Source organism: Kitasatospora sp. NPDC034023 (assembly GCF_055575795.1).
Genome location: NZ_JBVIRY010000023.1, coordinates 70,403 through 92,100, shown reverse-complemented (window position 1 = coordinate 92,100; position 21,698 = coordinate 70,403). Strand labels below are relative to the sequence as shown.

19 protein-coding genes and 3 tRNA genes are annotated in these 21,698 nt (G+C 71.6%); 19 read left to right on the top strand and 3 right to left on the bottom strand.

The genetic code is table 11. The features are described 5' to 3' along the window. The first annotated feature begins 1 nt into the window (after nt 1). The 5 genes from kdpA to ACZ52R_RS27700 all read left to right on the top strand — a co-directional run bounded on the left by kdpA (nt 2) and on the right by ACZ52R_RS27700 (nt 7,863). Nucleotides 2-1,666 (top strand): potassium-transporting ATPase subunit KdpA, encoded by a 1,665-nt coding sequence (gene kdpA / locus ACZ52R_RS27720; RefSeq protein WP_465616098.1) that lies wholly within the window; start codon nt 2-4, stop codon nt 1,664-1,666. Continuing rightward, on the top strand, nt 1,666-3,783 hold the full coding sequence (gene kdpB, locus ACZ52R_RS27715) for a potassium-transporting ATPase subunit KdpB (RefSeq protein ID WP_465616100.1): 2,118 nt from the start codon (nt 1,666-1,668) through the stop codon (nt 3,781-3,783). The genes kdpA and kdpB overlap by 1 nt, the downstream gene beginning before the upstream one ends. Nucleotides 3,784-3,800: 17 nt before the next feature. Then, nucleotides 3,801-4,430: a potassium-transporting ATPase subunit KdpC gene (gene kdpC, locus ACZ52R_RS27710; RefSeq protein ID WP_465754352.1), complete on the top strand. Its 630-nt coding sequence runs from the start codon at nt 3,801-3,803 to the stop codon at nt 4,428-4,430. Between the two features lie 168 nt (nt 4,431-4,598). Beyond that, nucleotides 4,599-7,196: an ATP-binding protein gene (locus ACZ52R_RS27705; protein WP_465754351.1), complete on the top strand. Its 2,598-nt coding sequence runs from the start codon at nt 4,599-4,601 to the stop codon at nt 7,194-7,196. Further along, on the top strand, nt 7,189-7,863 hold the full coding sequence (locus ACZ52R_RS27700) for a response regulator (protein WP_465616106.1): 675 nt from the start codon (nt 7,189-7,191) through the stop codon (nt 7,861-7,863). The genes ACZ52R_RS27705 and ACZ52R_RS27700 overlap by 8 nt, the downstream gene beginning before the upstream one ends. Before the next feature lie 297 nt (nt 7,864-8,160). Here ACZ52R_RS27700 and ACZ52R_RS27695 read toward each other — a convergent pair whose 3' ends face one another. Next, nucleotides 8,161-9,429: an amidohydrolase family protein gene (locus ACZ52R_RS27695; protein WP_465662449.1), complete on the bottom strand. Its 1,269-nt coding sequence runs from the start codon at nt 9,427-9,429 to the stop codon at nt 8,161-8,163. A 252-nt stretch (nt 9,430-9,681) separates the two neighbouring features. On the opposite strand from ACZ52R_RS27695, the gene ACZ52R_RS27690 reads away from it, so the two are divergent. The 8 genes from ACZ52R_RS27690 (at nt 9,682) to ACZ52R_RS27655 (ending at nt 14,779) form a co-directional block, all read left to right on the top strand. Further along, nucleotides 9,682-9,754: transfer RNA gene (locus ACZ52R_RS27690), tRNA-Thr, on the top strand. A gap of 43 nt (nt 9,755-9,797) precedes the next feature. Next, nucleotides 9,798-9,870 (top strand) — tRNA-Met (locus ACZ52R_RS27685). A gap of 83 nt (nt 9,871-9,953) precedes the next feature. After that, complete coding sequence (gene rpmG / locus ACZ52R_RS27680; protein WP_006604855.1) at nt 9,954-10,118, top strand: 50S ribosomal protein L33; 165 nt, start codon at nt 9,954-9,956, stop codon at nt 10,116-10,118. Between the two features lie 130 nt (nt 10,119-10,248). Further along, the gene (locus ACZ52R_RS27675) at nt 10,249-10,707 is read left to right on the top strand and encodes an FAS1-like dehydratase domain-containing protein (protein WP_465616110.1); all 459 of its coding nucleotides are present in this window, start codon (nt 10,249-10,251) and stop codon (nt 10,705-10,707) included. Between the two features lie 5 nt (nt 10,708-10,712). After that, complete coding sequence (locus tag ACZ52R_RS27670) at nt 10,713-11,135, top strand: MaoC family dehydratase (RefSeq protein ID WP_465616112.1); 423 nt, start codon at nt 10,713-10,715, stop codon at nt 11,133-11,135. 161 nt (nt 11,136-11,296) lie between these two features. Further along, complete coding sequence (locus ACZ52R_RS27665; protein WP_465754350.1) at nt 11,297-11,860, top strand: TetR/AcrR family transcriptional regulator; 564 nt, start codon at nt 11,297-11,299, stop codon at nt 11,858-11,860. 98 nt (nt 11,861-11,958) lie between these two features. Further along, on the top strand, nt 11,959-13,413 hold the full coding sequence (locus ACZ52R_RS27660; protein WP_465616116.1) for an MFS transporter: 1,455 nt from the start codon (nt 11,959-11,961) through the stop codon (nt 13,411-13,413). Between the two features lie 316 nt (nt 13,414-13,729). Next, complete coding sequence (locus ACZ52R_RS27655; protein WP_465754349.1) at nt 13,730-14,779, top strand: UDP-N-acetylmuramate dehydrogenase; 1,050 nt, start codon at nt 13,730-13,732, stop codon at nt 14,777-14,779. Here the strand turns inward: ACZ52R_RS27655 and ACZ52R_RS27650 are convergent. Together ACZ52R_RS27650 and ACZ52R_RS27645 are read right to left on the bottom strand one after the other, a co-directional pair. Continuing rightward, nucleotides 14,776-15,885, bottom strand: a complete 1,110-nt coding sequence (locus tag ACZ52R_RS27650) for an adenosine deaminase (RefSeq protein ID WP_465754348.1) — start codon at nt 15,883-15,885, stop codon at nt 14,776-14,778. The genes ACZ52R_RS27655 and ACZ52R_RS27650 overlap by 4 nt on opposite strands. Nucleotides 15,886-15,994: 109 nt before the next feature. Next, nucleotides 15,995-17,242, bottom strand: a complete 1,248-nt coding sequence (locus ACZ52R_RS27645; protein WP_465754347.1) for a pyridoxal phosphate-dependent aminotransferase — start codon at nt 17,240-17,242, stop codon at nt 15,995-15,997. 285 nt (nt 17,243-17,527) lie between these two features. Here ACZ52R_RS27645 and ACZ52R_RS27640 point away from each other — a divergent pair. From ACZ52R_RS27640 to ACZ52R_RS27615, 6 genes are all read left to right on the top strand, one after another. Continuing rightward, nucleotides 17,528-17,600, top strand: a tRNA-Trp gene (locus tag ACZ52R_RS27640). A 149-nt stretch (nt 17,601-17,749) separates the two neighbouring features. Further along, nucleotides 17,750-18,109 (top strand): preprotein translocase subunit SecE, encoded by a 360-nt coding sequence (gene secE, locus ACZ52R_RS27635; protein WP_360494892.1) that lies wholly within the window; start codon nt 17,750-17,752, stop codon nt 18,107-18,109. Between the two features lie 209 nt (nt 18,110-18,318). Further along, on the top strand, nt 18,319-19,215 hold the full coding sequence (gene nusG / locus ACZ52R_RS27630) for a transcription termination/antitermination protein NusG (RefSeq protein ID WP_465754346.1): 897 nt from the start codon (nt 18,319-18,321) through the stop codon (nt 19,213-19,215). A 165-nt stretch (nt 19,216-19,380) separates the two neighbouring features. Continuing rightward, a complete protein-coding gene (gene rplK / locus ACZ52R_RS27625; RefSeq protein ID WP_360494898.1) occupies nt 19,381-19,815 on the top strand; it encodes a 50S ribosomal protein L11 in 435 nt (144 codons plus the stop codon). Nucleotides 19,816-19,891: 76 nt separating this feature from the next. Continuing rightward, on the top strand, nt 19,892-20,614 hold the full coding sequence (gene rplA / locus ACZ52R_RS27620) for a 50S ribosomal protein L1 (protein WP_360494901.1): 723 nt from the start codon (nt 19,892-19,894) through the stop codon (nt 20,612-20,614). 237 nt (nt 20,615-20,851) lie between these two features. Next, nucleotides 20,852-21,634 carry a hypothetical protein gene (locus ACZ52R_RS27615; protein ID WP_465754345.1) on the top strand — a complete coding sequence of 261 codons (783 nt, stop codon included), beginning with the start codon at nt 20,852-20,854 and terminating at the stop codon, nt 21,632-21,634. Nucleotides 21,635-21,698: the final 64 nt, after the last annotated feature.

Below are 21,698 nucleotides of genomic sequence, written 5' to 3'. Positions count from 1 at the left end.
CATGGGATCCACTCTCGCGGGCTGGCTGCAGGCCCTCGCCCTCGTCGGCGCGCTGGCCCTGTGCTACCGCCCCCTGGGCGACTACATCGCCAAACTGCTCACCACCTCCAAGCACCTCGGAGTCGAGCGCGGCATCTACAGGGTGATCGGGGTCGACGGCGACGCCGATCAGCGGTGGCCGGTGTACCTGCGTTCGGTGCTGGCCTTCTCGGCCGTCTCCGTCCTGTTCCTGTACGGCCTGATCCGGCTCCAGGGCTACCTGCTGCTGAGCCTGGGCGTGCCGCAGATGGAGGGCCACCAGGCCTGGAACACCGCGATCTCGTTCGTCGCCAACACCAACTGGCAGTCCTACGCGGGTGAGTCCGCGATGGGCCACCTGGTGCAGATGACGGGCCTGGCGGTGCAGAACTTCGTTTCGGCGGCCGTCGGCATCGCGGTGGTGGCCGCGCTGATCCGGGGCTTCACCCGCAACCGCACCGACCGGGTCGGCAACTTCTGGGTGGACCTGGTCCGGATCAACCTGCGGCTGCTGCTGCCGATCTCGATCGTGTTCGCCCTGGTCCTGGCCGCCTCCGGGGTGATCCAGAACTTCCACGGCTTCCACGAGGTGACCACGCTCAGCGGCGAGGTGCAGAAGATCCCTGGCGGCCCGGTGGCCTCCCAGGAGGCCATCAAGCTGCTCGGCACCAACGGCGGCGGCTTCTTCAACGCCAACTCGGCGCACCCGTTCGAGAACCCCACCGGCTTCTCCAACCTGGTCGAGGTCTTCCTGCTGCTGGTGATCCCGTTCGCGCTGCCCCGAACCTTCGGCCGAATGGTCGGCGACAACCGCCAGGGCTACGCGATCGTCGCGGTGATGGGTCTCTTCTGGGTGGCGTCGACCGCCCTGCTGACCCTCGCCGAGTCGCAGCACCAGGGCAGCGCCCTACAGGCCGCGGGCGCCGCGATGGAGGGCAAGGAGCAGCGGTTCGGTATCGCCGCCAGCTCGCTGTTCGCCGCGTCGACCACGCTGACCTCGACCGGTGCGGTGAACTCCTTCCACGACTCGTACACGCCGTTCGGCGGCGGGTTGACGGTCTTCGACATGATGCTGGGCGAGATCGCGCCCGGCGGCACCGGCTCCGGCCTGTACGGCATGCTCGTGCTGGCGATCGTCGCGGTGTTCGTCGCGGGCCTGATGGTCGGGCGCACCCCCGAGTACCTGGGCAAGAAGCTCGGCGGCCGGGAGATGAAGTTCGCCTCGCTGTACATCCTCACCACGCCGACGATCGTGCTGATCGGCACGGGTGTGGCGATGGCCCTGCCGGGTGAGCGGGCCGGGATGCTCAACTCGGGCGCCCACGGCTTCTCCGAGGTGCTGTACGCGTTCACCTCGGCCGCCAACAACAACGGCTCGGCCTTCGGCGGCATCACCGTGAACACCGACTGGTACGACACCGCGCTCGGACTGGCGATGATCTTCGGCCGGCTGCTGCCGATCGTCTTCGTCCTGGCGCTGGCGGGCTCGCTCGCGCAGCAGCAGCCGGTCCCGGCCACCCCGGGCACCCTGCCCACCCACAAGCCGCTGTTCGTGGGCCTGCTGTCGGGCGTGATCCTGATCGTCGTCGGCCTCACCTACTTCCCGGCCCTGGCTCTCGGGCCGATCGCGGAAGGTCTCACCTCCTGATGTCCACCCCCACGCTCAACCCCGTACCGGCCGACACCGAGGCCGTGCCCGCCGCGCCGCACAGAGTGCAGAGCGGCCTCCTCGACCCGAAGCTGATCGTCGCGTCCCTGCCGGACGCGGTGAGGAAGCTCGATCCCCGGGTGATGGTCAAGAATCCGGTGATGTTCGTGGTCGAGGTGGGCTCGGTCGTCACCACGATCTCCGCGATCGCCAGCCCGTCCGTGTTCGCCTGGACGATCACGGTCTGGCTCTGGCTCACCACGGTCTTCGCCAACCTGGCGGAAGCCGTCGCCGAGGGCCGCGGGAAAGCCCAGGCCGACACCCTGCGCAAGACCAAGACCGAGAGCGTCGCCCGCCGGCTCACCAACTGGCCCGCCACGCAGGACGAGGAAGAAGTCCCCGGCACCGCGCTCCAGCTCGGCGACCACGTGGTGGTCGAGGCCGGCCAGGTCATCCCCGGCGACGGTGACGTCGTCGAGGGTGTCGCCTCGGTGGACGAGTCGGCGATCACCGGTGAGTCCGCGCCGGTCATCCGCGAGTCCGGCGGCGACCGCTCCGCCGTGACCGGCGGCACCAAGGTGCTGTCCGACCGGATCGTGGTGAAGATCGCCTCGGAGCCCGGCAAGTCGTTCATCGACCGGATGATCGCCCTGGTCGAGGGCGCCGCCCGGCAGAAGACGCCGAACGAGATCGCGCTCAACATCCTGCTGGCCTCGCTGACCATCGTCTTCCTGGTCGCGGTCGTCACGCTCCAGCCGATGGCCACCTACGCGGGCGCCCCGCAGTCGATGATCGTGCTGGTCGCCCTGATCGTGGCGCTCATCCCGACCACGATCGGCGCGCTGCTCTCCGCGATCGGCATCGCGGGCATGGACCGGCTGGTCCAGCGCAACGTGCTGGCGATGTCCGGCCGCGCCGTCGAGGCCGCCGGCGACGTCAACACCCTGCTGCTCGACAAGACCGGCACCATCACCCTGGGCAACCGCCAGGCCGCCGAGTTCCTCGCGGTGAGCGGTGTCTCCACGGACGAACTGGCCAGTGCGGCCCAGCTCTCCTCGCTGGCGGACGAGACCCCCGAGGGCCGCTCGATCGTGGTCCTCGCCAAGACCGAGTACGGCCTGCGGGCCCGCGCCCAGGGCGAGTTGACCCACGCCACCTGGGTCCCGTTCACCGCCCAGACCCGCATGTCGGGCGTCGACCTCGACGAGGCCGACGGGGTCCACCAGGTCCGCAAGGGCGCCGCCGCCGCCGTCTCCACCTGGGTCGCCGACAACGGCGGCCGGGTCGGCGACGAGGTCTCCACGCTCGTCGACGGGATCTCGGCCGCAGGTGGCACCCCGCTGGTGGTGGCCACCAGGATCGGTGAGGAGCCCGCCCGCGTCCTCGGGGTCATCCACCTCAAGGACGTGGTCAAGGAGGGCATGCGGGAACGCTTCGACGAGCTGCGCCGGATGGGCATCAAGACCGTCATGATCACGGGCGACAACCCGCTGACCGCCAAGGCGATCGCGGAGGAGGCCGGCGTCGACGACTTCCTCGCCGAGGCCACGCCCGAGGACAAGATGGCCCTGATCAAGAAGGAGCAGGAGGGCGGCAAGCTGGTCGCGATGACCGGCGACGGCACCAACGACGCCCCCGCCCTCGCCCAGGCCGACGTCGGCGTCGCGATGAACACCGGGACCATGGCGGCCAAAGAGGCCGGCAACATGGTCGACCTCGACTCCAACCCCACCAAGCTGATCGAGATCGTCGAGATCGGCAAGCAACTGCTGATCACCCGCGGCGCGCTGACCACCTTCTCCATCGCCAACGACGTGGCCAAGTACTTCGCGATCATCCCCGCGATGTTCGCCGGCGTCTACCCGGGCCTGAGCCACCTCAACATCATGGACCTGCACAGCCCCCAGTCCGCGATCACCTCGGCGATCATCTTCAACGCCCTGGTCATCATCGGCCTCATCCCGCTCGCCCTGCGCGGCGTCAAGTACCGGCCTTCCGACGCCAGTTCGCTACTGCGCCGCAACATCGGGATCTACGGCTTCGGCGGTCTGGTGGTCCCGTTCGTCGGCATCAAGCTGATCGACCTGCTCGTCCAGTTCATCCCCGGCCTCAGCTGAGAGAGGAGTCCACCACCATGTCCAAGCCCCTGCCCGCCGCCGTGCGGACCCACTTCACCGCGCTGCGCGTGCTCCTCGTGCTGACCGTGATCCTCGGAGTCGCCTACCCGCTGCTGGTCACCGGGATCTCCCAGGTCGCGTTCAGCGACAAGGCCAACGGCTCGATCGTGACGTCCGACGGCAAGGAAGTCGGCTCCAGCCTGATCGGCCAGAACTTCAACCTGCCCAAGGCCAACCCGGACGACCCGAAGGAGGAGGCCAAGCCGGACCCGAAGTGGTTCCAGCCGCGCCCCGCCGCCAACGGCTACGCCGGCGACAACTCGGGCGCCTCCAACCAGGGCCCGAACAGCGAGGACCTGCTGAAGGCCGTCAACGACCGCCGCGCCGCCGTCGCCGCGTTCGACGGCGTCGACCCGGCGAGCGTCCCGGCCGACGCGCTGACCGCCTCCGGCTCCGGCCTCGACCCGCACATCTCCGTGGCCTACGCCAAGGAGCAGGTCAACCGGGTCGCCAAGGAGCGCAACCTCCCGGCCGACAAGCTGAACCGGCTGGTCGACACCTACACCGAGAGCCGCTCGCTCGGCTTCCTCGGCAGCAAGGCGGTCAACATCGTGCTGCTCAACAAGGCTCTGGGCGAGCAGAAATGACGCTACGTCAGAAGCCTGCGTGACCTGGCCGGCCCGGTCACGGGAGAACCTCTCCCGTGACCGGGCCGGCCGCGCCACACCCACACCCAGGCCCGCACCCGCACTCACACCCACGACCACGCCCGCACCATCCCAACTGTCGGATCCTCGACGGAAAGAGCAGTGCCCATGGCCCGCGACCTCACCACCGGCTCCGCCATCCGCGGCGGCCGGCTGAGGGTGTACCTCGGCTCCGCGCCGGGGGTCGGCAAGACCTACCGGATGCTGGACGAGGCCCGGCGCAGACAGGAGCGCGGGGCCGACGTCGTGGTCGGCTACATCGAGTGCCACGGCCGGCGTCACACCGAGGGCATGCTGGCGGGCCTGGAGATCCTGCCGCGGGTCCAGCGCTCCTACCGGGGGGCCGAGTTCGAGGAGATGGACCTCGACGCCGCGCTCGCCCGCCGCCCGTCCGTCGTCCTGGTCGACGAGCTGGCGCACACCAACATCCCCGGCGGCCGGCACGCCAAGCGCTGGCAGGACGTCGAGGAACTGCTCGCCGCCGGGATCGACGTCATCACCACCGTCAACATCCAGCACCTGGAATCGCTGAACGACGTCGTCCGCAAGATCACCGGCATCCCGCAGCGCGAGACCGTCCCGGACGAGGTGGTCCGCCGGGCCGACCAGATCGAACTCGTCGACATGGCCCCGCAGGCGCTGCGCCGCCGGATGGCCCACGGCAACGTCTACAAGGCGGAGAAGGTGGACGCCGCGCTCTCCAACTACTTCCGGGTCGGCAACCTCACCGCCCTGCGCGAACTCGCCCTGCTGTGGGTCGCCGGGCGGGTGGACGAGGGCCTGCGCGACTACCGCGCCAGCCACAGGATCGACCGGGTCTGGGAGACCCGCGAACGCGTCGTTGTGGCGCTGACCGGCGGCCCCGAGGGCGAGACCCTGATCCGCCGCGCCGCCCGGATCGCCGACCGCACCGCCGGCGGCGAGCTGCTGGCCGTCCACGTCTCCCGCAGCGACGGCCTGGCCGGCGCCTCCTCCGGCGCGCTCGCCCAGCAGCGGCAGCTGGTGGAGACCCTCGGCGGCAGCTACCACGTGGTCGTCGGCGACGACGTCCCCACCGCGCTGCTCGCCTTCGCCCGCGCCCACGACGCCACCCAGCTGGTACTCGGCACCAGCCGCCGCGGCCGGATCAACCGCTTCCTGACCGGCCCCGGCACCGGGCAGACCACCGTGGACGCCTCCGAGGACATCGACGTCCACATGGTCACCCACGAGTTCACCGGCCGCGGCCGGCTGCCCGCGCTCGGCCGCCGCCACTCCCGGCGCCGCACCCTGGTCGGCTACGTGGCGGGCTTCGTGCTGCCCTGGCTGCTCACCGCCGTGCTCTCCCAGGCCGACGGCCGGATCAACCTCACCACCGACGCGCTGATCTTCCAGCTCGGCGTGGTCACCGTCGCCCTGCTCGGCGGCGCCATGTCCGCCCTGGTGGCCGCGCTGATCGCCTCGGTCCTGCTGAACTACTACTTCATCCCGCCGATCCACAGCCTGACCATCGGCGAGACCAACAACATCGTCTCCCTGGTGGTCTTCGCCGCCATCGCGCTCACCGTCTCCACCGTGGTCGACCACGCCGGCCGGCTCACCAGCAGGGCCGCCCGGGCCACCGCCGAGGCCGAGACCCTCTCCACCCTGGCCGGCAGCGTGCTGCGCGGCGCCGACGCGCTGCCCGCCCTGCTGGAGAAGTCCCGGACGGCCTTCGGCATGCGGGCGGTCGCCCTGCTCTCCCGGGCCGACGGCGAGGTGCTCGCGCACTGCGCGGGAGAGCACCAGGACGACGACGGCCCGCAGGAGACCACCGAGGTCCCGGTCGGCGCGGACGCCGTCCTGGTGCTCACCGGCCGCCGGCTGCCCGCCGCCGACCAGCGCGTGCTCACCGCCTTCGCCGCCCACGTCGCCGCCGCCCTGGAACGCGACCGGCTCGCCGTGGTTGCCGCCGAGGTCGAACCCATCAAGGCCGCCGACCGGATGCGCACCGCCCTGCTCGCCGCCGTCAGCCACGACCTGCGCACCCCGCTCGCCGCCGCCCTGGCCTCGGTCGGCTCGCTGCGCAGCCCCGACGTCGAGTTCTCGCCCGAGGACCAGGCCGAACTCCTCGCCACCGCGGACGAGTCCCTGGTCAAGCTCACCCGGCTGGTCGACAACCTGCTCGACATGAGCCGCCTCCAGGCCGGCGCGCTCACCCTGCACCTCACCGAGACCCACCTGGACGAGATCCTGCCCCGGGCGCTCGACAGCCTCCCCGACCCGTACGCGCCGGTCCAGCCGCTGGACCTGGACACGGCCCCGGCGGTGCTCGCCGACCCGCCGCTGCTGGAACGCGTGCTCGCCAACGTGATCACCAACGCGCTGCGGTACAACGCCCCCGGCGCACCCGTCCTGGTCACCGCCAGCCACCACGCCGACCAGGTCGAGATCCGGGTGATCGACCGCGGCCCCGGCATCGCCCCCGAGGACCGCGACCGGGTCTTCCTGCCCTTCCAGCGCCTCGGCGACACCGACAACACCACCGGCGTCGGCCTCGGGCTCGCCCTCTCCCGCGGCCTCGCCGAGGCCATGGGCGGCAGCCTGGAGGTCGAGGACACCCCCGGCGGCGGCACCACCATGCTGCTCACCCTGCCCGCCGCCACCGCGCACCCCGCCACCGCGCACGCCACCGAGCCCGTCGCCACCGAGCCCGTCGCCCCTGGGGAGGAGCCACCGTATGAGTGAGATTCTGGTCGTCGACGACGAACCGGCCCTGCTGCGCACCTTACGGATCAACCTGAGCGCCCGGCAGTACGCCGTCCGCACCGCCGCCAGCGGCGGCGAGGCGCTCGACCGCGCCGCCCACTCGCTCCCGGACGCCGTCCTGCTCGACCTCGGCCTGCCCGACCTCGATGGGATGGACGTGCTGCGCGGCCTGCGCACCCACAGCGCGATGCCGATCATCGTGCTCTCCGGCCGCAGCGACGCCGCCGACAAGGTCGGGGCCCTCGACGCGGGCGCCGACGACTACCTCACCAAGCCGTTCCTGATGGACGAACTGCTGGCCCGGCTGCGCGCGGTGCTGCGCCGTCCGCTGGGCGGTGTCCCGCCGGCCCGGCCGGTGATCGGCGACCACACCGTGGACCTCGCGGCCACCGCGGTGAACGGCCCGAACGGCCCGGTGCGGCTCACCCCGACCGAGTGGCGGATCCTCACCCTGCTGCTCGCCAGCCCCGGCCGGCTGGTGCCCGGACGGCAGATCCTGCGCGAGGTGTGGGGCCCGGCCCAGGAGGGGCGCGGCAACTACCTGCGGGTCTACCTGGCCGGGCTGCGCCGCAAGCTGGAGCGCGACCCGGCCCGGCCGCGGCACCTGCTCACCGAGCCGGGGATCGGGTACCGGTACGTGCCGTAGCGCGCCCGTTCCGCCGTCCGGGTGTCAACGGGGCGTCAAGAGCGGGCCGCGGGGCGACAGGGGGGCGTCAAGGCCGGTCAGCGGTGGTGCTCCGTGGGCGTAGCGTCGGTGCCGAGGCGAGCGGGACCTGCTCCGTGTGGGGGAGGCCAGGGGCCGCTCACGCCGCCGTCGAAGGACGGCCGGTAGGTGGGGGAGGGGCGCGCGACAAACCGTCGCGCGCCCCTTTTGCGGGTCAGGCCGCCCCCGAGCCGGTCGCCCCCGAGCCGGTCGCCCCGAGCCCCCGGCCCCGGCCGCCCCTCAGTCCTCCGTGCTCCCGGACTGCCGGGGCAGCGCCAGCGCCACGGTGTCCGCGAACTCCCGTACCGCGCTGGTCCGGCTGACCACCCGGCCGCTGTGCACCACCAGCCGGCTGTGCCCGCCCGCCAGCGCCCCGGCCAGGCTGTCCCCGCGCACCGCCAGCAGCTCCGCGGGGAACCCGGCGTCCACCCGGACCGGCGGCAGCCCGAGCGCCGCCCGGGCCTGGTTCGCCACCGCGTCGTACGCCGCCTCCGGCTCCAACTCCCCGCCCGCCGCCAGCAGGTACGCCGCCTCCAGCGGATCCGCCCGGCCGACCGGGTTGGACGGGTCGCGCAGTGCCCCGCTGCCCGCCGCCAGCGGCACCCGGGCCGCCGTCAACTCCCGCAGCAGGCCCGGCCGCAGGCCCGCCGCCCGGCCCTCCAGGCCGGTGCAGCCGCCGTTCTGCGGCAGGCAGACCACCCGCACCCCGCTGGTCGCCAGCACCGTCGACGCGCCGTGGGGCAGCGCGCCGCACGGCCCGAGCGTCACCCGCGGCCGCAGCGGCGCCAGGGCGCCCGCCAGCCGGGCGAGTTGGGCCGCGTCGGCGGCGGTGGTGTGCAGGTCCACCGGGCAGTCCGCCTCCCGGGCGGCCTCCAGCAGCAGCTGCACGTACCCGGCCGGGTCCGGGTCCAGCTCCGGGCAGCCGCCGGCCGCCGTGGCGCCCAGTTTGAGCGCCTCGCACAGCTGCGCCCGGCCGTCCGCGCCGGCCCGGCCGGTGAGCAGCCGGGGCATCGCGACCGCCTGGAGGTCGGCGAGCCCGCGCAGGGCCTGCCGGGCGGTGAGCACCGCCTCCAGCGGGCGCAGCCCGTGCACGTCGCCGATCCGGACGTGGGTGCGCTGGGCGGTGGCGCCGTAGCCGAGCGAGGTGAGCGCGGCCTCGGTGACCCGGCGGGTGAGGTCGGCCGGGGTGTCCGGCGGCGGGGTGGGCAGGGCGGCGGAGAAGGCCGTGTCGTAGTGGGCGTGCGCCTCGGCGGGGGCCGGGAGCAGGAGGTAGCCCTTGAGGTCGATCCGGGCGCCGGTGGTCACGGTGGGCGCGCCGGGCAGGGCGGGCAGCGGGCCGAGGCTGCCGACGGTGCCGACGGCCTGGATCCGGTCGCCGCTGATCCGGACGTCCACCACTCGCCCGTCGGCCAGTCGGGCGCCGGTGAGCAGCAGGACCGGGCCGTGCCCGAGCGGGTTGGCCGCCGGGCCGGGCCCGTGGTGTGGCCCGTCGGCGGCTGCGCTGTCCATCGCCGGCTCCTTCTCGCGCCGGCCCGTACGGTCGGCCAGTCGATTCCGATCAATGAGCGTCGAGCCTATGGCGCGCAGGGGCGGGGAGCCGGGAGGCGGGCAATAGTCGTATCGGGTCGGGCCGCACTCCTCACCGGCCGATCGAACGCCCGACCTTGGATCGCTCGTCCGTGCACCTCGCCCACCTGCGGTCTTCGCCGCGGGATACGGATTTCACCTCCGGGCGCGAAACGTGTAATCTCTTCCTCGTTCGCCCCTATAGCTCAGTCGGTAGAGCGTCTCCATGGTAAGGAGAAGGTCTGCGGTTCGATTCCGCATGGGGGCTCTGGTGAGAAGCGGTCAGTTTCGGCTGTGCTGCGGATCACTGTGGCGGTGTAGCTCAGTTGGTAGAGCAAGCGGCTCATAATCGCTGTGTCACCGGTTCAAGTCCGGTCACCGCTACCCCGCGTAGTCGGTCGGGAGATCGCACTCCCGGTCGGCTACTCTTGTCGTGTTCTTATTCGTTGTCCAAGGAAGGCACTCCCGTGGCTGCCACCGATGTCCGCCCGAAGATCACGCTGGCCTGCGTGGAGTGCAAGGAGCGGAACTACATCACCAAGAAGAACCGGCGTAACGACCCGGACCGTCTTGAGATGAAGAAGCACTGCCCCCGCTGCAACTCGCACACCGCGCACCGCGAGACCCGCTGACCTCGTTGTAGGGCATCGGGCCTGTGTGAATCAGGTCTCGACTCCGGGCCGCATCCCTCATGGGGGGTGTGGCCCGGAGTCATTTTCGTATCCGACCGCTTCGTATCCATCCGCGTTCCGAGGAGCTGCCATGGCGCTCGACCCCTCCTTCATCGGGCGTAGTTACCCGCCCACCGAGCCGTACGAGGTCGGCCGGGAGAAGATCCGCGAGTTCGCGATCGCGATCGGCGACGCCAACCCGGCGTACACCGACGCGGAGGCGGCGAAGGCACTGGGCCACCCGGACGTGATCGCCCCGCCGACCTTCCCGTTCGTGGTCACCTACAGTGCGGCCGGCCAGGTGGTCGGGGATCCGGAGCTGGGCCTGGACTTCAACCGGGTCGTGCACGGCGACCAGAAGTTCGCCTACACCCGCCCGGTGCGGGCCGGCGACCGGCTCTCGGTCGTTGTGACCATCGACAACATCAAGTCGCTGGCGGGCAACGACGTGCTCACCGTGCGTGGCGAGGTGCTGGACGGGACCGGTGAGCACGTGCTGACGGCGGTCATGACCCTGGTGGCCCGGGCCGCCGACGAGGCGGGGGAGTGAACACGATGGCGATCAGCTACGACGAGGTCGAGGTCGGCACCGAGCTGCCGGCCCAGTCCTTCCCGGTGACCCGCGCCACACTGGTGCGCTACGCGGGCGCCTCGGGTGACTTCAACCCGATCCACTGGAACGAGAAGTTCGCCCTGGAGGTCGGCCTGCCCGACGTCATCGCGCACGGCATGTTCACCATGGCCGAGGCGATCCGGGTGGTCACCGACTGGGTCGGCGACCCGGCCGCGGTGGTCGAGTACGGCGTGCGGTTCACCCGTCCGGTGCCGGTGCCGAACGACGGGGTCGGGGCGGTGATCGAGGTCTCGGCCAAGGTCGCCAAGAAGTTGGACGACCGCAGGGTGCAGGTCGACCTGCTGGCGACCACGGGCGGGCAGAAGGTCCTCGGGATGTCCCGGGCGATCGTCCGGCTCGGCTGAGACCGGCGGGGTCGACGGGCCGGCCGACCGGGCCGGCCCGAATGATCGGCTCGACTGGTCGGCCGATCAACCGACCTGGCCGTGACCGGGGCCGTACGGCGGAATCCCGGTCGCGGTCGCGGGCCTTGCGTAGATAGTGATTGGCCACTAACTTGAGACTCATGGCGAGGTCGAGCATGCGGATGAGCGCGGAGGAGCGGCGCGAGAGCGTCGTCCGTGCCGCGATGATCGAGTTCGCCCGGGGTGGCTACCGGGGCACCTCCACCGAGGCGATCGCCCGCCGGGTGGGCGTCTCCCAGCCGTACCTGTTCCGGCTGTTCCCCGGCAAGCAGGCCATCTTCGAGGCGGCCGCCGAGCGCTGCGTCGAGGAGACCTGGCGCGTCTTCGACGAGGCCTCGGCCGGCCTGACCGGCGAGGCGGCCGCCGAGGCGATGTCCGAGGCGTACATGGGCCTGGTCGAGGACCGTGACCAGCTCATGATGCAGATGCAGCTCTACGTCTCGGTGTCCGCGGCCCGGGCGGCCGGCGAGGAGGAGATCGGGGAGAGCGCCCGGCGGCTGTGGGAGGGCCTGTTCGATCGCGTCAGGATCCGGATCGGCGGCGACATGAAGGACGCCACGCGGTTCTTCGCCCACGGGATGCTGATCAACACGCTGGTGGCGCTGGGCTACCCGCCGGACCACCGGATGTGGACCGGCCTCGACGGGTGCGAAGGGGCCGAGTAGGCGGGTCGCACGGCGGTGTCCGTGCGGCCTCTTTTCGGGGCATGAAAGTTATTGATCAATAACTACCTAGGGAAACCTAGAGAAACCTGGGGGAAGTCATGACGGAGAAACCGGCCCTCGGCAGGACCGCGATCTGGACCCTGGTGATCGTCAGCGCGGCCAGCTTCATGGCCGCCCTGGACAACCTGGTGGTCACCACCGCACTGCCGTCGATCCGCGAGGAACTCGGCGGCGGGCTGTCCGACCTCGAATGGACGGTCAGTGCCTACACCCTGAGCTTCGCCGTGCTGCTGATGTTCGGCGCCGCCCTCGGCGACCGCTTCGGCCGCCGCAGGATGTTCCTGATCGGCCTGGCGATCTTCACCGCCGGCTCCGCCGGGGCCGCGCTCTCCCCGGAGATCGGCGAGCTGATCGCCGCCCGGGCGGTCCAGGGCGTCGGCGCCGCGGTGATGATGCCGCTCACCCTCACCCTGCTCACCGCCGCCGTGCCCGAGGCCAAGCGGGGGCTGGCCTTCGGCATCTGGTCGGGCGTCAGCGGCCTCGCCGTCGCCGCCGGACCGCTGATCGGCGGCTCGCTGACCGAGCACTTCTCCTGGCAGTGGATCTTCTGGGTGAACGTCCCGGTCGGACTCGTCCTGCTGCCGCTGGCCTTCCTCCGGCTCGGCGAGAGCCGGGGCGCGGACCGGGCCCTGGACGTGCCAGGCACCGTGCTGGTCAGCCTCGGGATGTTCGGAGTGGTGCTCGGCCTGATCCGCGGCAACCCGGACGGCTGGACCAGCCCGCTGGTCCTCGGCTCCCTGATCGGCGGCGCCGTGCTGCTCGCCGCCTTCGTCTGGTACGAGCAGCGCGTGGCCGCCCACCCGATGCTGCCGATGCGGCTCTTCCGCAGCCGCGCCTTCTCCGCCGTCAACGCCGCCAGCCTGCTGATGTACCTCGGGATGTTCGGCTCGATCTTCCTGATCAGCCAGTACCTCCAGGGGGTCGGCCACTACAGCCCGCAGGAGGCCGGCATCCGGATGCTGCCGTGGACCGCGATGCCGTTGCTGATCTCGCCGATCGCGGGCATCGTCTCCGACCGGATCGGCGGCCGGCCGATCGTGGCCGCCGGGCTGGCGCTCCAGGCCGCCGGCCTGGGGCTGTTCGCCCTGGTCGTCGACGGGAGCACCGGGTACGACTACCTCACGCAGGTCCCCGCCATCGTGATCTGCGGGATCGGCATGTCCCTCTACTTCGGCCCGACCGCCCAACTGGTGATGGCCGGCGTCCGGCCGCAGGAGCAGGGGATCGCCTCCGGCGCCAACAACGCGCTGCGCGAGGTCGGCGGGGCGCTCGGGGTCGCCGTGCTCTCGGCCGTGTTCTCGGCGCAGGGCGGCTACCAGTCGGCGCAGGCCTTCGCGGACGGGCTGGTGCCCGCGCTCTACGTCGGCGCGGCGGCCGTCGCGGCCGGAGCACTCGCCGCGGTGCTCATCCCGCGCCGGCGCAAGTCCGCAGCCCCGGCTGCGGCTGCCACCGGGCAGCCGGTGGCGGACCGGGCCGAGGCCGCCCGCGCCTGAGCCGGTGCGGCGGAAGGGCGGCCGGAGGTGAGCGGGCGGTTAACTGCCCGCCCCGAGCCGAAGGGCGCGCTGGTGTCGAAAGCGAGGAGTGGCCAGCGACGAAGGAGCGCCGGAGCGAGGAACGTCGGCACCGGATCCGGAGCGGCCGGAGGCGAGCGGGCGATTAACTGCCCGCCCCGAGCCGAAGGGCGCGCCGGTGTCGAAAGCGAGGAGTGACCAGCGACGAAGGAGCGCCGGAGCGAGGAACGTCGGCACCGGATCCGGAGCGGCCGGAGGCGAGCGGGCGATTAACTGCCCGCTTTCCCCCCGTACGCTGGTGGGCGTGCTGGTAGAAAACGACGCCCCCCTCGCCCCGCTGACCACGCTCCGGCTCGGCGGCCCGGCCCGCCGCCTGGTGACGGCCCACACCGACGACGAGGTGATCGCCGCCGTCCGCGAGGCCGACGCGGCGGGCGAGCCGCTGCTGGTCCTCGGTGGCGGCTCCAACCTGGTGATCGGCGACGCCGGCTTCTCCGGCACCGTGCTGCGGATCGCCACCACCGGCTTCGTCCTGGACGGCGCCGTGCTGGAGCTGGCCGCCGGCGAGGTGTGGTCGGAGGCGGTCGCCCGGGCGGTGTGCGAGCACGGCCTGGCCGGCATCGAGTTCCTGGCCGGCATCCCCGGCTCGGCCGGCGCCACCCCGGTGCAGAACGTCGGCGCGTACGGCCAGGAGGTCGCCCAGACGATCACCGAGGTGGTCGCGTACGACCGCGCCACCGGCGAGGCGGTCACGCTTTCGAACGCCGAGTGCGCGTTCTCCTACCGGCACAGCCGGTTCAAGGCCGAGCCGGACCGCTACGTGGTGCTGCGGGTCCGGTTCGCCCTGGCGGACCACGCCGGGCTCTCCAGCCCGGTCAAGTACGCCGAGGTGGCCAAGCACTTCGGCGTCGGGCAGGACGAGCGGGTGCCGCTGGCCGAGGCGTTCGAGGCGGTGCTGAAGCTGCGGGCCGGCAAGGGCATGGTGCTGGACCCGGCGGACCACGACACCTGGTCGGCGGGCTCCTTCTTCACCAACCCGGTGCTCACGGCCGCGCAGTACGAGTCCTTCCGCACCCGCCCGGGCGCCGAGAACGCCCCCGCCTACCCGGCCCCGGAGGGCTGCACCAAGACCTCTGCGGCCTGGCTGATCGACAAGGCGGGCTTCGGCAAGGGCTACGGCAGCGGCCCGGCGACCCTCTCCACCAAGCACACCCTGGCGCTCACCAACCGCGGCTCGGCCACCGCCGAGGACCTGCTGGCCCTGGCCCGGGAGATCCGGGACGGGGTCCGCGAGGCCTTCGGGGTGGAGCTGGTGAACGAGCCGGTGATGGTGGGCGTCGCGCTCTAGGCGGTCGAGGTCGAGGTCGAGGTCGAGGTCGAGGCCGAGGTCGCGGCGGCGGTGGCGGGCGCGTCCGCGGGGGCGTGCCCGTTCGCCAGCCAGGCGTCGATGTCCGCCAGCAGCTCCTTGCGGACGGCCTCCGGGGCGACCGAGCCGCGCACCGACTGCCGTGCCAGCTCGGCGAGTTCGGCGTCGCCGAAGCCCAGGACGTCCCGGGCCAGGTGGTACTGGTCGGCCAGCCGGCTGCCGAACAGCAGCGGGTCGTCCGCGCCCAGCGCCAGCGGCACCCCGGCGTCGAAGAGCTTGCGCAGCGGGACCTCCTCGGGGCTCTCGTAGACGCCGAGCGAGACGTTGGAGGACGGGCACACCTCGCAGGTGATCTGCCGGGCCGCCAGCCGCTCCATCAGCCGGGGGTCCTCGGCGGCCCGCACGCCGTGGCCGATCCGGCCGGCGTCCAGGTCGTCCAGGCAGTCCCGGACGGACTCCGGGCCGGCCAGCTCGCCGCCGTGCGGGGCGGCCAGCAGGCCGCCGTTGCGGGCGATCGCGAAGGCCCGGTCGAAGTCCCGGGCGAAGCCGCGGCGCTCGTCGTTGGAGAGGCCGAAGCCGACCACCCCGTGGTCGGCGTAGCGGACGGCCAGCCGGGCCAGCGTCCGGGCGTCCATTGGGGACTTCATCCGGTTGGCCGCGACCAGCACCCGGATGCCCACCCCGGTGGCCCGGGCGGCGTTCTCCACCGCGTCCAGGATCAGCTCCAGCGCGGGGATCAGTCCGCCCAGCCGGGGCGCGTACGAGGTCGGGTCGACCTGGATCTCCAGCCAGCGGGAGCCGTCCTGCCGCTCGTCCTGCGCGGTCTCCAGGACCAGCCGGCGGATGTCCGCCTCGTCCCGCAGCACCGAGCGGGCGGTGTCGTAGAGGCGCTGGAAGCGGAACCAGCCGCGCTCGTCGGTGGCCCGCAGTTTCGGCGGCTCACCGGAGCTGAGCGCCTCCGGCAGCCGGACGCCGTGCTTGTCGGCCAGCTCCAGCAGCGTGGCGGGGCGCATCGAGCCGGTGAAGTGCAGGTGCAGGTGGGCCTTCGGGAGGCCCCTGACGTCTCGCGGGTTCAACAGGCGTTCCATTCACCGATACTGCCGTATGGGACCCCCAAACGGGAACCGCCCTCTTTCCCTCCCCCGAAGGGGTGAAAGAGGGCGGTGTACCGGGTGAATCCCGAATGTCGGGCCGACGTCAGTCGCGGGCCTCGCCGAGCAGCTTCTGGATCCGGCTGACACCCTCGGCCAGGTCGGCGTCGCCGAGCGCGTAGGAGAGCCGCAGGTAGCCGGGGGTGCCGAAGGCCTCGCCGGGGACGACCGCGACCTCGGCCTCGTCCAGGATCAGGGTCGCCAGCTCGCCGGAGGTGTGCGGGCGCGTGCCGCGGATCTCCTTGCCCAGCAGGCCCTTCACCGACGGGTAGACGTAGAAGGCGCCCTCGGGCTCGGGGCAGTAGACGCCCTCGATCTCGTTGAGCATCCGCACGATCGTCTTGCGGCGGCGGTCGAAGGCGGTGCGCATCTCGGCGACGGCGTCCAGGTCGCCGGCGACGGCGGCCAGGGCGGCGCGCTGCGCGACGTTGGAGACGTTCGAGGTGGCGTGCGACTGCAGGTTGGTCGCGGCCTTGATGACGTCCTTGGGGCCGATCACCCAGCCCACCCGCCAGCCGGTCATCGCGTAGGTCTTGGCGACACCGTTGACGACGACGCACTTGTCGGCCAGCTCGGGCAGCAGGGCCGGCAGCGAGGTGAAGGTGGCGTCGCCGTACACCAGGTGCTCGTAGATCTCGTCGGTGAGCACCCACAGGCCGTGCTCCAGCGCCCAGCGGCCGATCGCCTCGGCCTCGGCCTCGGTGTACACCGCGCCGGTCGGGTTGGACGGCGAGACGAACAGCACCACCTTGGTGTTCTCGGTGCGGGCGGCCTCCAGCTGCTCGACCGAGACCTTGTAGCCGGTGGTCTCGTCGGACACGACCTCCACCGGGACACCGCCGGCCAGCTGGACCGACTCGGGGTAGGTGGTCCAGTACGGGGCCGGGATGATGACCTCGTCGCCCGGGTCCAGGATCGCCGCGAAGGCCTCGTAGATCGCCTGCTTGCCGCCGTTGGTGACCAGTACCTGGGAGGCGTCCACCTCGTAGCCGGAGTCGCGCAGCGTCTTGGCGGCGATCGCGGCCTTCAGCTCGGGCAGGCCACCCGCCGGCGTGTACCGGTGGTTCTTCGGGTCGCGGCAGGCCTCGACGGCCGCCTCGACGATGTAGTCCGGCGTCGGGAAGTCGGGCTCGCCGGCACCGAAGCCGATCACCGGGCGGCCGGCGGCCTTGAGGGCCTTGGCCTTGGCGTCCACGGCGAGGGTCGCGGACTCGGCGATCGCGCCGATCCGGGCGGAGACCCGGCGGTCGGCGGGGCGAATGGACTGGTCGGGCTGCGGGGTGGAAGCGCTCATGCCTGCATCGTCGCAGAACCGGGACGGACCGGGCATCGAGGTTCCAGTATCCGTACGGCTCCGTCCGCATCGCGGCGCCCGACGATCCGTCGGCGGGCGCCCCGTCGGACCGGACATCCGCCGGGCGATCGGTCCTCCCGGAAGAAGAGGTTCGACCAAACACCCCTCGACCACGTACACTCGCTCCTCGACGGCCCGCCGAAAAAGACCGGAGCTTTCACCGTCTGTGCAGACAGCGGGGAGAGATGCGGTAGGTTGGTCGCCACCGGAGCCGCGAGGCACCGTAGGGCAATAGCTCAATTGGTAGAGCACCGGTCTCCAAAACCGGCGGTTGGGGGTTCGAGTCCCTCTTGCCCTGCTGCTTGATCCGTTGTCAGCCCGTTCGCTCCACAGAGCGAGCGGGCTTGATGCGGAGATGGCACCGATCAGCACCGCTAAGCCGGCCGGTCGCGCTCCATCGGGTGCGCGGCGACGGATTCGGCAGGACCCGGATTCAGGTGAGGACGAGTGACGGAGACCACGGGCTCCACCGCAACGCCTGAGAGCGGCAACCCCGAGGGTGCCGACGGCGCTGCCGAGACCACGCCTGCCGAGGGCGAGGAGAAGGCGCTCTCGCGCCGCGACCGCAAGCGGGCCAACCGCTCCGGCGACAAGAAGTCCGGCAAGCGGGCCAAGAAGGGCCTGTTCGCCCGTATGGGGCTGTTCTACCGCCAGATCATCGCCGAACTGCGCAAGGTCGTCTGGCCCACCCGGAGCGAGCTCACCAACTACACCACCGTCGTGGTCGTGTTCGTCGTGGTCGTGATGGCCTTCGTGGCCGGCCTGGACTACGGCTTCTCCAAGATGAGCCTCTGGATCTTCGGCTGACGCGGCCGACCACCTTCGAAACAGCTTTCCGACCCGGGCCGACCTTCGGCCCGGGTCGAGCTGTCTGCGGCGGACGTACGCGCCATTACCGTTGACTCGGTACTGTTGAAGTCTCCGAGACCTCTCCAGGCGCCCGCGCGAGCGGCAGCGTGCCGGGTCGGGTTTCGGAGCGCGCCACCTTCACCATCTCCAGGAAAGAAGCAGCCACCGTGTCTGAGTCCCCCCTGTACGACGCCGACGAGACCGTCCGCGAGGCGGATGTCGCCGCCGAGCTGGACGCGGCCGAGCTGGCTGACGACGCAGAGTCCGCCGAGCAGATCGTGGACGCCGCGGACAGCGACGAGGACGAGGTCGAGGCGTACGACGAGGCCGAGGCCGGTGAGCCCGCCGAGGAGGCCGCGCTGCACGTGGAGGGCGACGTCGAGGCCGCCGCCGACGAGGCCGAGGCTGAGGCTGACGAGGTCGAGGCCGTCGAGGCCGCCGCCGAGGAGGCCGAGGAGGTCGACCCGGTCGCCAAGTTCCGCGAGGACCTGCGCTTCATGCCGGGCGAGTGGTACGTGATCCACACCTACGCGGGCTACGAGAACCGGGTGAAGCAGAACCTGGAGCAGCGCGCCGTCTCGCTGAACGTCGAGGAGTACATCTTCCAGGCCGAGGTGCCGCAGGAGGAGGTCGTCCAGATCAAGAACGGCGACCGCAAGACCATCCGCCAGAACAAGCTCCCCGGCTACGTCCTGGTGCGCATGGACCTCACCCCGGAGTCCTGGGGCGTCGTGCGCAACACCCCGGGTGTCACCGGCTTCGTCGGCAACGCCTACGACCCGTACCCGCTGACCCTGGACGAGGTCGTCAAGATGCTCGCCCCGGACGTCGAGCGCCAGGCGGCCAAGGAGGCCGGCAAGCCCTCGCCGATCAAGCCGAGCGAGATCCAGGTGCTGGACTTCGAGGTCGGCGACTCGGTCACCGTCACCGACGGTCCGTTCGCGACCCTGCAGGCGACCATCAACGAGATCAACCCCGACTCGAAGAAGGTCAAGGGCCTGGTCGAGATCTTCGGCCGGGAGACCCCGGTCGAGCTCTCCTTCGACCAGATCCAGAAGAACTAGTCATACGGTCTTCGGATCCGGGGTGGGGCCGAGCGCCCTGCCCCGGATCCGTTTTGGTCCAGCGGCGCGAACGCGTTAGCCTGGTTCGATGTGTGTGCTCCCGGCCGGGTGTCGCCCCGGTTCCGCACGCACCAGCAATCACCTCTCGGAAGGACCCGGAGAGACATGCCTCCCAAGAAGAAGAAGGTCACGGGGCTTATCAAGCTCCAGATCAACGCCGGTGCGGCCAACCCGGCGCCGCCGGTCGGCCCCGCGCTGGGCCAGCACGGCGTCAACATCATGGAGTTCTGCAAGGCCTACAACGCTGCGACCGAGTCGCAGCGCGGCATGATCGTGCCGGTGGAGATCACGGTCTACGAGGACCGTTCCTTCACCTTCATCACGAAGACGCCGCCGGCCGCGCGCCTCATCCTGAAGGCCGCGGGTGTCGAGAAGGGCTCCAGCGAGCCGCACAAGACCAAGGTCGCGAAGCTCACCAGCGCCCAGGTCCGCGACATCGCCACCACCAAGATGCCCGACCTGAACGCCAACGACCTGGACGCCGCGGAGAAGATCATCGCCGGCACCGCCCGGTCGATGGGCATCACCGTCGAGGGCTGAAACCCTTCTCGTCCCTTGTGGTAGGGCCCGCGCAGGCCCGTGACACCACAACTCCCATCACCATTCAGGAGCAGCTATGAAGCGCAGCAAGGCCCTGAAGGCCGCGGACGCCCAGGTCGACCGCGAGCGCCTTTACGCCCCCCTCGAGGCCGTCCGCCTCGCCAAGGCGACCAGCACCACCAAGTTCGACGGCACCGTCGAGGTCGCCATGCGTCTGGGCGTCGACCCGCGCAAGGCCGACCAGATGGTCCGCAGCACCGTGATCCTCCCGCACGGCACCGGTAAGACCGCTCGGGTCCTGGTCTTCGCGACCGGCGAGCGTGCCGAGGCCGCGCGTGCTGCGGGTGCCGACATCGTCGGTTCCGACGAGCTCATCGACGAGGTCGCCAAGGGCCGCCTCGACTTCGACGCCGTCGTCGCCACCCCGGACCTCATGGGCAAGGTCGGCCGCCTCGGCCGCGTGCTCGGTCCCCGTGGTCTGATGCCGAACCCGAAGACCGGCACCGTGACCCCGGACGTGGCCAAGGCCGTGAACGAGATCAAGGGCGGCAAGATCGAGTTCCGCGTCGACAAGCACTCGAACCTGCACTTCATCATCGGTAAGGCCTCCTTCACCGACGAGCAGCTGGTCGAGAACTACGCCGCCGCGCTGGACGAGGTGCTCCGCGCCAAGCCGTCCGCCGCCAAGGGCCGCTACATCAAGAAGACCGCGTTCTCGACCACCATGGGCCCCGGCATCCAGGTGGACCCGAACCGCACCCGCAACCTCCTCACCGAGGAGGACCCGGCCGCGGTCTGAGCCCCAGTGCTCTAGAGCAGTCCGTACGGCGGGCCCGTACCCCCTTCACCGGGGGTGCGGGCCCGCCGTCGTTTCCGGGGCCGTCGTCGTTTCCGGGGCCGTGGTCCTTCGGGGAGCCGGGGCCGCGATCGGAACGGTTGCGGGATCGGGACCGGCTCGGATGGGAACGGATGCCCGAGACGTCGTACGCTCTGCCGGTCAGATCATGTGGAGAGCCTGTGACCGACGGAGTGTCCCGTGCCGACAGCCCCCCGCTCCGCCGCCCTGGTGGCGGCCCTCCTGCTGCTCGGCGCCTGCACCGGCTGCAGCCTGCTGGCCACCCCGGACACCCGGAGGCCCGGCACCCCCGCGGCCGTGCCGCCCAAGCAGGTGGTGCTCTCGGCCGCGCAGGCACTGGACGACGCCGGCGGCGCCCGGATCGAGGTGGTACGGGAGGGCCCGGCCGGCCGGCGCACCGCGAGCGGCACCCTGGTCTGGGGCCCCCGGGACGAGGCCGAGCTGACCGTCACCGACGAGGCGGGCACCGGGCAGCTGGCGCTGCGCAACGGTGCGGTCGACCTCGCGTACCAGGGCGGTGCGGCCAAGCACGCCGACCGGGCCGGCGCCGAGTCGCTGGACCCGACGGCCGGCCCTGATCCGGACGGCTACGCGGGAGGCTGGACGACCGCGCTGATCACCGGACCGGGCAGCCGCGCGTACGCGATCGCCCAGCACGTCGCACTCGGCTCGCTCGGTGGCGAGCAACTGGACGGAATGACCGCCGCGCACTACCAGGGCTCCGTGTCGGTGGACGAATTCTTCGGCAAGGCCGAGGAGTTGAGCCCGCAGCGGCGGACCGCGACGGTCGACTGGTACCGGCAGCAGGGGGTGACGGCGATCGGTTTCGACGTCTGGGTCGGACCCGGCGAGCGGCTGCTGAGGCTGCGTGAGACGGTGCGGGGCAGTGCCGGAACCACCGTGACCACCACGGATGTCCCCTCCTCCGGAACGGAAGACGCGACGCCTACCGCGGGCGGCTGACGGGAGGGGGACATCCGGTGCGTGGCGGCTCGGGCCATCCGTTAGAGTCCGCCTGGGAAAAGTC